This is a genomic window from Nonomuraea sp. NPDC050227, from assembly GCF_044459705.1.
Classification (GTDB): Bacteria; Actinomycetota; Actinomycetes; order Streptosporangiales; family Streptosporangiaceae; genus Nonomuraea.
This window is the reverse complement of the sequence record NZ_JBITJF010000015.1, coordinates 258,972-271,074: the sequence shown is the minus strand read 5'-3', so window position 1 is coordinate 271,074 and position 12,103 is coordinate 258,972. Positions and strand designations below refer to the sequence as shown.

Genomic DNA, 12,103 nt, shown 5'->3' with positions numbered 1-12,103 from the left:
CTTTTTCGCGAGGGGCTGGGCATGGATCTCTGGGAAAGCGGCGAGCGGCAGATCTCCTGGGCCGCGCGCTCGATGCCGGTGCTGACCGCCATCGGCGAGCGGTTCGCGCTCGAACGCCCGCTCGACGGGCTCAAGATCGCGGCCTGCCTGCACGTCACCGCCGAGACGGCCGTGCTCATGGGCGCGTTGAAGGCGGGCGGCGCCGAGATCGCGCTGGCCGCCTCCAACCCGCTGTCCACCCAGGACGACGTGGCCGAGGCCCTGCGCGCGTACGGGATCGCCGTGCACGCGCGGGCCGGGGTCGATCGCGCCACCTACTACCTGCACATCCACCAGGCCCTCGACCTCGGCCCCGACCTCGTGCTCGACGACGGCTGCGACCTGGTGAACATCCTGCACACCGAGCGCACCGACCTGCTCGAAGGCGTGAGCGGAGGGTGCGAGGAGACCACGACCGGCATCATCCGGCTGCGGCAGATGGCGGCCGAGCAGGCGTTGCGCTTCCCGGTCGTGGCCGTCAACGACACCCGTACGAAGCGCATGTTCGACAACCGGTACGGCACCGGGCAGTCCACCCTCGACGGGATCATGCGCGCCACCAACACCATGCTCGCGGGCCGTACGGTCGTGGTGGCCGGGTTCGGGTTCTGCGGGCGCGGCGTGGCCGAGCGGGCCAAGGGGCTCGGCGCGCGGGTCGTCGTCACCGAGATCGACGCCGTCAAGGCCCTCGACGCCACCCTGCAGGGCTACGAGGTGCGTCCCATGGCCCAGGCGGCGATGATCGGCGACCTGTTCGTCACCGTGACGGGCAACCGGGACGTCATCAGGGCCGAGCACCTGTCCGTGATGAAGGACGGCGCGATCCTGGCCAACGCCGGCCACTTCGACGTCGAGATCGACGTGCGGGCCCTCGACGAGATGGCGCGCGAGGTGCACCGGGGGGTGCGTCCGAACACCGACGAGTACGTCATGCCCGACGGCAGCCGCCTGCTGCTGCTGGCCGAGGGCCGCCTGGTCAACCTGACCGCCGCCGAGGGCCATCCGGCGGCCGTCATGGACATGTCGTTCTCCGCGCAGGCGCTGGCCGTGGCCTGGCTGGCGGGGCAGCGGGCGGGCCTGGTGCCCGGCGTGTACGACGTGCCGGAGGAGATCGACCACGAGGTGGCCAAGCTCAAGCTGGCCGCCGCCGGCATCGGCATCGACACGCTGACCCCGGAGCAGGAGGACTACCTCCACTCCTGGCGGGTCGGCTCCTAGGAGACAGACCAGAGCTCCTGGGAGACCGGAGCTTCTAGGAGGCTAGAGGGCCGCCTGCATCTCCTGCATGCGGCGGATCTCGGCCGTCTGGGTGACGCTGACGTCCGTGGCCAGCTCCTCGATCTTGATGTGCGAGCCCGCGGTCAGGACCCGGTCGGACATCTCAAGGGCGCCCAGATGGTGTTTGATCATGAGCTCCAGGAACAGCCGGTCGAAGTCCTTGCCCGTGGCCGCCTTCAGCGCCGCCATCTGCTCGGGCGTGGCCATGCCGGGCATGTCGCCGTGCGCCGCGTGGTGGTCGGGCACCTTCTGGTCCTGCTCCTTGAGCCAGGTGGTCATGAACTGGATCTCCGGGCCCTGGGCCGTCTTGATCCGGTCGGCCAGGCCCTTGAGCTTGACGGAGTCCGCCCTGGTGGGAGCCAGGATCGCCATGTCGAGGGCCTGCCGGTGATGGACGATCATGTCCTGGACGTACGTGATGTCGGCGGCGTTGGCCGTGGGCCCGGGGACGGCGGTGGCCGCCTCGCCCGGGGCCAGCGTGCGGGCCTGCTCGCCGGGACGGCCTGGGGCGAGCACCGGCGCGGTGGAGTCGGCCCGCGGCGCGGAGGACGCGCCGGAGGAGCAGCCGGACAGGGCAATCAGCGTGCCCGCGATGACGATGAGCGCGCCGCGCACTCGGCCTCCTGACTGGCTCGGGACGAGAATGCGGACTCTAGGCCATATACCGCTCCAGCGAAAGAGGTTGAAACGGAACAAGATTTGACACATTGGACACTGGCCAGGTCCTGGCGGCGTGAGCGACGATGACGGAGATTTATGCCCCCTTTATAGGAGGACCACGGAGTGTTCACCCCCCGCAGGGCCCTCATCCTGGTCGCCGCCCTCGTGGCGGCAACGGGCGCCACACTGCCCGCCCAGGCTGCGGACATCCCGGCTCCCGGCGAGATCGTCATGAGCTCCAACATCACGCACGTCACGAACGTGCCCAAGCCACAGGCGCTGTCCGACATCCACACCGACATGGCCTTCCAGGGCGACTACGCCTTCGTCGGCAACTACTACGGCTTCTCGATCTACGACATCAAGCAGCCGAAGAAGACGTCGCTGGTGAGCTCGGTCGTGTGCCCAGGCGGCCAGATGGACATGTCCGTCTACGGCAACCTGCTGTTCGGGTCCGTCGACTCCTCGCGCAACGACGACTCGTGCAGCAGCACCTCCCAGAGCGCCTCCGTCAAGGAGTCGTGGGAGGGCATGCGCATCTTCGACGTGAGCGACAAGTCCAACCCCAAGTACGTCAAGTCGGTCGAGACCAACTGCGGCTCGCACACCAACACGCTGGTGCCCGGCCGCGACGGCAAGAACGTCTACATCTACGTCTCCTCCTACGGCCCCAACGCGAACTACCCGGACTGCAAGCCGCCGCACGACCTGATCTCGATCATCAAGGTCCCGCTGGACAACCCGGCCGCCGCGGCCGTCATCGCGACGCCGAACCTGTTCCCCGACGGCGGCAACCCCGGCCTGCCGCTGCCGTACCCGAACGGCAAGTCGGCCACCACCGGCTGCCACGACATCACCGCCTACCCCGAGAAGGGCATCGCCGCGGGCGCCTGCATGGGCGAGGGCGTCCTGCTCGACATCTCCGACCCCGAGCAGCCCAAGGTCACCGCGAAGGTGCGCGATGACGTGAACTTCGCGTTCTGGCACTCGGCCACGTTCAACAACGAGGGCACGAAGGTCGTCTTCACCGACGAGCTGGGCGGCGGCAGCCGGGCCACCTGCAACGCGGCCATCGGCCCGAACAAGGGCGCCAACGCCTACTACGACATCGTCGCCGGGCAGCTCGTGTTCAAGGGCTACTTCAAGATCGCCCGGCACCAGGCCGACACCGAGAACTGCGTCGCGCACAACGGCTCGCTGATCCCGGTCAAGGGCCGCGACGTCATGGTGCAGGCGTGGTACCAGGGCGGCATCTCGGTGGTGGACTTCACCGACTCCGCCCACCCGCAGGAGATCGCCTACTTCGAGCGCGGGCCGGACGAGACCGCTCCGCCGCTCGACGGGGGCTTCTGGTCGGCGTACTACTACAACGGCTACATCTACGGCTCGGACTTCAACCTGGGCCTGGACGTGCTCAAGCTCAACGACCCGCGGACGAACCAGGCCAACAGCGTCAAGATGGGCCAGCTGAACGCGCAGACGCAGGGCTCGTACCCCGAGCACGGGCGCGGCGTCCCCGGCGGCAACTGACCCGCTGCATGATCCCGCGCCGCCGGCTCACTGCGGCGGCGCGAACCCGCCCGGAGTCGCCTTCGGCGGCTCCGGCGCGGGCCCCGGCTGAGGCCGCCGCGGAGCTCCCTGCGGCTGCGCCTGCGGGTACGGCCCCTGCTGCTGGTACGGGTACGGCGCGTACGGCGTGGGCCGCGGCGCGGCGCCGGCTGCCAGGGCGGCCTGGCGCGCGAAGCGGGCCTCCTCCCGCCGCCGGCGCTCGGCCAGCACCGCGCTCAGGTACGCGTGCGGCGGCACCCCCGCGGGCGCGGCCGGCGACACGAAGGCCGCGGTCTGCGTCGCGATGCGCACCCCCATGTCGTGCTGGGCCTGCGGTGTGAGGTCGTGCCAGCGCATCAGGTACTGGCGGGCGGCCTGCGCCACCTCCTCGGGAAGCTGGGAGAGCTCCAGGGTGGCGGCCCACGCGGCCAGCGGCGGCGGCATGAGGATGGCCTGCCCGCTCTCGCGCGGCCCGCGGTCGGAGATCACGATGGTCCCGGCGAAGATGTCGCCGAGCCGCTTGCCCCGCTGGGAGACCAGCGAGGAGATCAGCGCGGGCGCGCCGGAGAACATCCAGAACTCCACCAGCCCGGCCAGCCCGCGGAACAGCGCCTGCCGGAAGCGTTCCGGGCTGCCGTCGTCCGCCACCACCCGCAGGCCGAGCGCCAGCTTGCCGAGGCTGCGCCCCCTGCTGAGCGTCTCGAAGAGCACCGGATAGCCGATCATGACCAGCACCAGCAGCACGATCATGGCCGCGCCGAGCATGGCGTCGTCCGAGACGACCGCGAACGCGCCCAGGAGCATGTACGCGCCGATCAGCACGACGAGCTGCACCGTCATGTCGATGACGAACGCCAGCGCGCGCGAGGGCATCTGGGCCACCCGCACCTCGACGACGACGGCGTCCCCGGTCACAACCTCTGACATATGTGGAGCCTAACGGCAATGCCGCATTGATCGAGCGGCCACAATGGTCGGGTGGACATCGATGCGTTCGTCACAGCACACCGCCCCGTCTGGGACCGGCTCGACCACCTGGTCAAGAACCGCTCCTCGCTGACCGGCGCGGAAGTGGACGAACTGGTCGACCTCTATCAGCGGGTGTCCACGCACCTGTCCATCGTGCGCTCCTCCTCCCGCGACGCGGTGCTGGCCGGGCGGCTGTCGGCGCTGGTGGCCAGGGCCAGGTCGGCGGTGACCGGCGCGCACACGCCCGCCTGGCGGGAGCTGGCCCGCTTCTTCACCGTCTCCTTCCCCGTGGTGGCCTACCGGGCGCGGTGGTGGTGGCTGGCCGCGGCGCTGGCCAGCATCGCGGTCGCGTGGGTGCTGGGGGCTTGGGTGGCCGCCAACCCCGACGTGCAGGCGTCGATCGCCTCGCCGGACGAGATCGCCCAGCTCGTCGACCACGACTTCGCCGACTACTACTCCGAGCACCCCGCCGCCTCCTTCGCCAGCCACGTGTGGGTCAACAACGCCTGGGTGTCGGCCCAGGTCATCATCTACGCCATCCTGCTCGGCATCCCCATCCCGTTCATCCTCTACAGCAACGCCGAGAACGTCGGCGTCTCGGCCGGGCTGATGGCCTCCAGGGGCAAGCTGGACATCTTCTTCGGCCTGATCACACCGCACGGCCTGCTGGAGCTGACCGGCGTCTTCCTGGCCGCCGCCGTCGGCCTGCGCCTGGGCTGGACGGTGATCGATCCAGGGCCGCGCAAACGGCTGGAGGCGCTGGCCGAGCAGGGCCGGGCGGTGATGAGCGTCGCGCTCGGGCTGGTCGTGGTGCTGTTCGTGTCGGGCCTGATCGAGGCGTTCGTGACGCCGTCCGGGCTGCCCACGGCCGTGCGGGTGGGCATCGGCGTGCTCGCCGAGGCGGCCTTCCTGACGTACGTGATCGTCTTCGGCCGCAGAGCCCTGCGCGAGAACGAGACCGGCGACGTCGAACGCGCCCCCGACGTCGCCCCCACGGCCTAGCGGCCCCCGGTCTAGAGCCGGCCCGCGGCCTTCAGCGCCAGGTAGGCGTCCGCCAGCGCGGGCGCGATGTCCTCGGGCGGCGCGTCCACGACCTCGACGCCGTGCCGGCGCAGCCTGGCCGTGATGCGCCGGCGCGCGAGCTGGGCCTGCTCGGCCGCCGCCGCGTCGTAGACCTCCTCGGTGCTGCCGCGCCTGGCCGCCATGGCCGCCACCCGCGGGTCGGACACGCCCGCGACCAGCACCAGGTGCCGCGAGGACAGCTGCGACAACACCGGCATCAGGCCCTCGTCGAGCGCCGCCGCGTTGAGGTCGGTGAGCAGCACGACCAGGCAGCGCCGCTTGGCCCGGGACAGGACGGCGGCCACCATGCCCTGCCCGTCGGCCTCGACCAGCTCGGCCTCGATCGGCGCCATCACGTTGACCAGCGACGACAGCAGCTCGGTACGGGACGCGCCGCTCACCCACGCGCGCACCGCCCGGTCGTAGGCCAGGAAGTCGACCTGGTCGCCGGCCCTGGCGGCGAGCGCGGCCAGCAGCAGCGCCGCGTCCATCGACCAGTCGAGCCGCGGCCAGCCGGGGGCGGGCCGCGGGTCGGGACGTACCAGCAGCCCCGGGCCCTGCGCGGCGGCCCCGGCCAGGGGCAGCGGCGCGTCGCCCACCCGGCCCGCCGACGTGCGGCCGGTGTCGAGCACGATCAGCACGCGCCGGTCGCGCTCCGGCCGCCACGTGCGCACGACCACGTCGTTGCGGCGCGCCGTGGCCCGCCAGTCGATGGACCGTACGTCGTCGCCCACCACGTACTCGCGCAGCGAGTCGAACTCGGTGCCCTGCCCGCGCACCAGCGCCGGATGCCGGCCGTCGAGCTCGCGCAGCCGCGCCAGCCTGGACGGCAGGTGCTTGCGCGACAGGAACGGCGGCAGCACCCGCACCGACCAGGGCGAACGGTGGCTGCCCTGACGGGCGGCCAGGCCGAGCGGCCCGACCGAGCGCACGGTCACCGCCACCGACGACCGGTCCCCGCGCCTGGTCGGGTTGAGCGTGACCACGATCCTGCGCCGCTCGCCGCCCGGCACGTCGAGCTCGGCGACCCGGGGGACGGCCCCGGCCGAGGGCGGCCAGGCGTCCCTGATGCGGCCGCGCACCCGTCGGCGGCCCGGGTTCTCCACGATCAGCTCCACCGTGGCCGTCTGCCCCAGCCGTACGAGCGTGTCGCCCGAACGGTGGAACCGCAGGGGCCGCACGGCGCCCGCGAACACCAGGTCCACGATGATCGCGGCGGCCAGCAGCAGGCAGACCCCGGCCAGCGCGGCCCCGGGCTGCGGCGCGAGCAGCACGACCACGATCCCGGCCGCGGCGAGCAGCCCGGCGCGTCCCGTCAGAGCCATCGGCGCCTCCCGGCCGAGCCCGCCGCGGACCTCTCGCGTGCGTCGGAGCCGGCCATCAGCGCGGGACCGGGACCGAGGCCAGGATGCCGTCGAGCAGGCCGTCGGCGGTCGCGCCCTCCAGCTCGGCCTCGGGCCGCAGCTGGACGCGGTGCCGCAGCGCCGGCCTGGCCAGCGCCTTCACGTCGTCGGGCGTCACGTAGGGGCGCCCGGACAGCCACGCCCACGCCCTGGAGGCGGCCAGCAGCGCCGTCGCGCCCCGCGGCGAGACGCCGAGCTGCAGCGACGCCGAGCTCCTGGTCGCGCGGGCCACGTCGACGATGTAGCCGAGCACCTCGGGGGCCACGTGCACCTGGGAGACCGCCTCGCGGCCGGCCGCCAGGTCCTCGGCCGTGGCCACGGGCTTGACGTCGGACAGGTCGCGCGGGTCGAAGCCGCGCGCGTGCCGTTCGAGCACCGAGATCTCGTGGTCGCGCGGCGGCAGCGGCACGGTGAGCTTGAGCAGGAACCGGTCGAGCTGGGCCTCGGGGAGCTGGTAGGTGCCCTCGTACTCGACCGGGTTCTGGGTCGCGCAGACCACGAACGGGTCGGGCAGCGGACGGGCCGCGCCCTCCACGCTCACCTGCCGCTCCTCCATGGCCTCGAGCAGCGCCGCCTGCGTCTTGGGCGGGGTTCGGTTGATCTCGTCGGCGAGCAGCAGGTTCGTGAAGACCGGCCCCTCCCTGAACTCGAACTCGCTGGACTTCGCGTCGTAGATCAGCGAGCCGGTCACGTCGCCCGGCATCAGGTCGGGCGTGAACTGCACGCGCTTGAAGTCGAGCGACAGGGCCGCTGAGAGAGTGCGCACCATCAACGTCTTGGCCACGCCCGGCACGCCTTCGAGCAGCACGTGCCCCCGGCACAGCAGGGCGATGACGAGCCCGGTGACCACGGCGTCCTGGCCGACCACGGCCTTGGACACCTCGGCCCGCAGCGCGCCGAGCGCCTCCCTGGCCGCCTCGCCCGAGGGGGCCACGCGGAAAGTCTCCTCAGAGTTCACTGACCTGCCTTTCGATGGAGTCCAAGTACCCGGCCAGCGCGACGAGCCCGGCGTCGTCGGCCGGCGGCGGGCCGTACAGTGCGGCGCCGACCACCTGCGGGTCGTCGGCGATCCGCGCCGCCAGGGCCGCGACCAGCTCGTGCGGCCCGGCGCCCTGGGCCAGGCCCAGGCGGGGCGTGAGCCGATCGACCGTGCCGGCGCGCAGCGAGTCGGCGGCCCGCTGCCTGGCCCTCCTGGCGCGGTAGAGCCTGCCGCGGCCCTCGACCGTCTCGGCGGCCCGCACGACGACGGGCAGCTTCTCGGTCACCACCGGTCCGAGGCGGCGCCCCCGCCAGAACGCGACGAGCGCCACGGTCAGGCAGGTCATCAGGATCGCCCACGGCACGCTCGGAGGCATCAGCTCGTACATCGACTTGCCCTCGGAGCCGGGCAGGTCGAGCGGGGGCGGATTGTCCGGGCGGACCAGCCAGGTGACGGGCCTGCCGGTGCCGACGAGGTTGAGTGCGAGGGCCGCGTTGCCGTCCTCGGGCAGGCGCAGGTTGGTCATGAACGCGCCGTCGCCGACGACCGTGGTGGTGGCGCCGTCGCCGGTGCGGTAGCTGACCAGGGAGTAGCCGTCGCCCGCGGGGTAGCAGGAGGCGGCGCCGGGCGGGGCGTTCAGCACCAGGCCGCCGACGTGCGCGCTGCCGGCCCGCGTGGCGGCGGGCAGTGCGCACCCGGGCTCGCGGGAGCGCACCCGCGACGGCTCGCGCTCGGTGCTCGTGCCGGGGGCCAGCACGCCGAGGCCGGGCAGGTCGCCGACGATCAGCCGGTCGCCGGGGATCTCGGCGAGGCGGTGCTCGTCGAGGTAGGTCAGGTCGGTGACCAGCAGCAGCCGGCCGCCGCCCGCGGCCTTGGCGGCGGCCGCCTCGACCGAGTCGACCCGGTCGACCTGGACGCCCCGCGCCCGCAGCAGCTCCGCCAGCGCCTTGGACCCGGCGAGCGAGGTGTCGGCGGGGTCGAGGAAACGCGAGGGCCCCCGCTGCGGGCCGAGCAGCACCGCGGCCACCGCGACCAGGACGACGACCAGGCCCAGTACGACGATCACGCGGCTCGCCCGCCAGGTGGAGCGGGCGGTGGGAGAGGTGGCGGCGGAGGGCCCGGCGGGCCCCGGCGCGGAGGTGGTGACCGAGGTGGTGGCCGGGGCGGTGACCGGGGTGGTGTTCGCGCTCGGCGCGCTGCCGGCCGCGGCCGGCTCCGAGTTCCAGACGCTCACGACGGCCCGCCTCCCACCGCGAGCGGGACGGGCCGCGCCTGGCGCAGCCGCTCGTCCAGGTCGCTCATCGCCTGGTACGCGGCCTGCGTGCCGGGCACGCCGCCGTAGCTGACGTCGTCGAACGAGCGCGCGGCGGCGGCCAGCTCGGCGGCGAAGCCGGGCAGCGCCCTGCCCGCCTCGGCGGCCAGCTCGTCGGCCGTGCGGCCCGGCATGCCGTCCACCAGCGCGCGTTCCTCCAGGTCGCGGGCGATGGCGCGGAGGCGTTCGCGGATGGCCTGCGTCCAGTCGCCCTCGGCGGCCAGGCGTTCGGCGGCCCTGCGGTGCTCGGCGGCGTTGAGCACGCGCTCGCCGTAGAGGCCGCCGACGGCCATGGCGTTCCGCCGGGCGGTCCTGCGCAGCCGCCAGCCGACCAGCAGGATCACGCCCAGGATGATGAGCGTGATCACGACCGCGGCGATGATCCCGCCGGCCGGGCCGCCGCCCGTCACGGCGTCGGTCAGGTCGCCGATGAACTGGACGAAACGCCGGTAGAGCTGGTCGAACAGGGATTCCTTCTCGTATCCGGGCTTGAGGAGCTCCTCGGCCGCCTTGCGCGCCGCCTCCTCCCGGCCGACCGGGCTCACGACCTGGCTGAGTTGGACGGGTGCCAGAGGTCGTCGGCCGAGGCGTGCACCCAACCCTGGCGCTGCTGCTCGATCGCCGCCGTCTGCAGCACGAGGTCGAACGCCTCGCCGCGCATGCGCCGGTCGGCGTAGAGCAGGCCGGAGACGCCGGCCTGGAAGGGATAGGCGAACATCGAGCTCAGCGTGGCGCCGGCGGCGATGAACACCGCCGCGATCACGGCCGAGCCCGGCGAGCCGCCGCCGAGCATGCCGATCAGCGTCCCGCCGAACGAGAACGGCACCGACAGCACCCCCGACACCAGGCCGACCAGCAGCGACGTCAGCAGCAGGATGCCGAGCACCCGCCAGAAGTCGCCGGTCACCAGGTGCCACGAGCGCCGCATCGCGTCGATCGGGCCCCTGCCCTCCAGCACCACGGCGGGCGCGGCGAACGCGAAGCGCGTGGTGATGAACAGGTAGTACGGGATGAACAGCAGGACGAACAGCCCCATCACGCCGAGGGTCAGTCCGACGCCCTCGGAGGAGGAGACGTTCATCGCCAGCGCCACCACGACCAGCGCGAGGACGATCAGGGGCACGACCATCATGGCGGCCATCAGCCCGACGACCCCGAACAGCGCCGGGAGCCGGCCCTTGCTGAGGTGCCAGGCCTCGGCTGCGGTGATGTTGCCGCCGAAGACGGCCCGGCCGAGGATGCGCGTCAGCACGCCGGTCAGCACCGTGACCACGACGAACTGGATCGCGTACGAGACCAGCATGCCGCCGTACTGGGCGACGATGCCGTAGAAGCTGTCGATACCGGCGGAGGCGGCCTGCGGGTCGTCGAGGATGTCGCCCATCGAGCCGAACATGACCGCCTGTCCCACGGCCAGCGGCACCGCGCCGAGCAGGGCGGCGACGGCGGACAGGCCGAGCACGGCCTTGGGGTTGGACCTGATCAGCTTGATCGTGCCGTCGAGGATGTCGCCGAGCACCAGCGGCCGCAGCGGGATGATGCCGGGCCGCAGCGCGGGCGGCGGCATGTAGCCGTAGCCGGGCTGCTGGTAGCCGCCCTGCTGGTAGCCGGGCTGTTGGTATCCGGGCTGTTGGTATCCGGGCTGGGGGTACCCCGGCTGCGGATGACCGGACTGCGGGTGGCCCGGCTGGGGGTAGGGTGGCTGAGGCCCCGGCGGGCCGTAGGGCGGCGGCTGGGGGGCTTCGCCCTGCGGCTCGTACGGTTGGCCGTACGGCGTCTGCGTGGGCGATCCCGGCGCGGTCCACGGTGAAGCCTGCGGGGCGCTGTAGGGCGGGGGCTGTTCGGCAGACCAGCCTGGGGGCGTCTCGGGCGTGCGTCCGTGACCGTCTGACATATCCCAATCCTGGCACGCTGGGCGGGTGGCTGGTGTCACCGAGGTGATTCGCCGGCTCATCTTGCCCTCATTTATCGGCGAAACGGGGCAAGGAAGGCAGCCGGGGATGGCCGAAAGTCGCTCCGTTACCGCAGACTGGGTTTGTGGTTGCCGGGGGAACCTAAAATTCGCCTTTCGTAGGGCTCATGTCCCACACATGGGCCGACCAAGGGTAACCTTCAGCGATCGTGCGGGTATGTCCCACAATGCGTAGAACGAATGAGGGGCCATGAAAGGTCGCGTGCTGGTCGTCGACGACGACGCCGCTCTCGCCGAGATGCTCGGCATCGTGTTGCGCGGAGAAGGCTTCGAGCCGTCCTTCGTCTCCGACGGCGACAAGGCCCTCGACGCGTTCCGGGATACACGCCCGGACCTTGTCCTGCTCGACCTGATGCTGCCGGGCGCCGACGGCATCGACGTGGCGCGCAGGATCAGGGCGGAGTCGGGGGTGCCGATCGTGATGCTCACCGCCAAGAGCGACACGATCGACGTCGTGCTCGGGCTGGAGTCCGGCGCCGACGACTACATCGTCAAGCCGTTCAAGCCCAAGGAGCTCGTGGCGCGGGTGCGGGCGCGGCTGCGCCGCACCGACGAGCCGACGCCCGAGATCCTGCAGATCGGCGACATCACCATCGACGTGGCCGGCCACTCGGTCAAGCGCGGCGAGGAGACGATCAACCTCACGCCGCTGGAGTTCGACCTGCTCGTCGCCCTGGCCCGCAAGCCGCGCCAGGTCTTCACCCGCGAGGTCCTGCTGGAGCAGGTCTGGGGCTACCGGCACGCCGCCGACACCCGGCTGGTGAACGTGCACGTGCAGCGACTCCGCGCCAAGATCGAGAAGGACCCCGAGCACCCCGAGATCGTCGTGACGGTCCGCGGCGTGGGCTACAAAGCCGGCCCCGCCTAGCCTTCGCCCCGCC

General features: G+C 72.2%; 11 protein-coding genes. 4 read left to right on the top strand and 7 right to left on the bottom strand.

Going from position 1 to position 12,103, the window contains the following annotated elements; genetic code table 11:
- The first annotated feature begins 21 nt into the window (after window positions 1–21).
- Window positions 22–1,257: an adenosylhomocysteinase gene (locus tag ACIBK9_RS44185; protein WP_387668802.1), complete on the top strand. Its 1,236-nt coding sequence runs from the start codon at window positions 22–24 to the stop codon at window positions 1,255–1,257.
- Window positions 1,258–1,299: 42 nt separating this feature from the next.
- Here the strand turns inward: ACIBK9_RS44185 and ACIBK9_RS44180 are convergent, their stop codons facing one another.
- Window positions 1,300–1,932: a DUF305 domain-containing protein gene (locus ACIBK9_RS44180; RefSeq protein ID WP_352349257.1), complete on the bottom strand. Its 633-nt coding sequence runs from the start codon at window positions 1,930–1,932 to the stop codon at window positions 1,300–1,302.
- A gap of 168 nt (window positions 1,933–2,100) precedes the next feature.
- On the opposite strand from ACIBK9_RS44180, the gene ACIBK9_RS44175 reads away from it, so the two are divergent.
- Window positions 2,101–3,507 (top strand): LVIVD repeat-containing protein, encoded by a 1,407-nt coding sequence (locus ACIBK9_RS44175; protein ID WP_397164998.1) that lies wholly within the window; start codon window positions 2,101–2,103, stop codon window positions 3,505–3,507.
- 27 nt (window positions 3,508–3,534) lie between these two features.
- On the opposite strand, the gene ACIBK9_RS44170 is transcribed toward ACIBK9_RS44175, so the two are convergent.
- Window positions 3,535–4,452 (bottom strand): RDD family protein, encoded by a 918-nt coding sequence (locus ACIBK9_RS44170; protein ID WP_397164997.1) that lies wholly within the window; start codon window positions 4,450–4,452, stop codon window positions 3,535–3,537.
- 51 nt (window positions 4,453–4,503) lie between these two features.
- Here ACIBK9_RS44170 and ACIBK9_RS44165 point away from each other — a divergent pair, with 51 nt between their 5' ends.
- Window positions 4,504–5,496, top strand: a complete 993-nt coding sequence (locus ACIBK9_RS44165; protein ID WP_358282754.1) for a stage II sporulation protein M — start codon at window positions 4,504–4,506, stop codon at window positions 5,494–5,496.
- A gap of 11 nt (window positions 5,497–5,507) precedes the next feature.
- Here the strand turns inward: ACIBK9_RS44165 and ACIBK9_RS44160 are convergent, their stop codons facing one another.
- From ACIBK9_RS44160 to ACIBK9_RS44140, 5 genes are read right to left on the bottom strand one after another with little or no spacing between them, the layout of a single operon-like run.
- Window positions 5,508–6,881 (bottom strand): DUF58 domain-containing protein, encoded by a 1,374-nt coding sequence (locus ACIBK9_RS44160; RefSeq protein ID WP_352349265.1) that lies wholly within the window; start codon window positions 6,879–6,881, stop codon window positions 5,508–5,510.
- Between the two features lie 55 nt (window positions 6,882–6,936).
- Window positions 6,937–7,893, bottom strand: a complete 957-nt coding sequence (locus ACIBK9_RS44155; RefSeq protein WP_358282759.1) for a MoxR family ATPase — start codon at window positions 7,891–7,893, stop codon at window positions 6,937–6,939.
- A 13-nt stretch (window positions 7,894–7,906) separates the two neighbouring features.
- Window positions 7,907–9,172, bottom strand: coding sequence for a DUF4350 domain-containing protein (locus ACIBK9_RS44150; RefSeq protein ID WP_397164994.1), 1,266 nt, complete (start codon window positions 9,170–9,172; stop codon window positions 7,907–7,909).
- The gene (locus ACIBK9_RS44145) at window positions 9,169–9,795 is read right to left on the bottom strand and encodes a DUF4129 domain-containing protein (protein WP_397164992.1); all 627 of its coding nucleotides are present in this window, start codon (window positions 9,793–9,795) and stop codon (window positions 9,169–9,171) included. The genes ACIBK9_RS44150 and ACIBK9_RS44145 overlap by 4 nt, the downstream gene beginning before the upstream one ends.
- Window positions 9,792–11,144, bottom strand: coding sequence for a glycerophosphoryl diester phosphodiesterase membrane domain-containing protein (locus ACIBK9_RS44140; RefSeq protein WP_397164991.1), 1,353 nt, complete (start codon window positions 11,142–11,144; stop codon window positions 9,792–9,794). The genes ACIBK9_RS44145 and ACIBK9_RS44140 overlap by 4 nt, the downstream gene beginning before the upstream one ends.
- A gap of 268 nt (window positions 11,145–11,412) precedes the next feature.
- On the opposite strand from ACIBK9_RS44140, the gene mtrA reads away from it, so the two are divergent.
- Window positions 11,413–12,090 (top strand): MtrAB system response regulator MtrA, encoded by a 678-nt coding sequence (mtrA, locus tag ACIBK9_RS44135; RefSeq protein WP_043620615.1) that lies wholly within the window; start codon window positions 11,413–11,415, stop codon window positions 12,088–12,090.
- Window positions 12,091–12,103 lie beyond the last annotated feature (13 nt).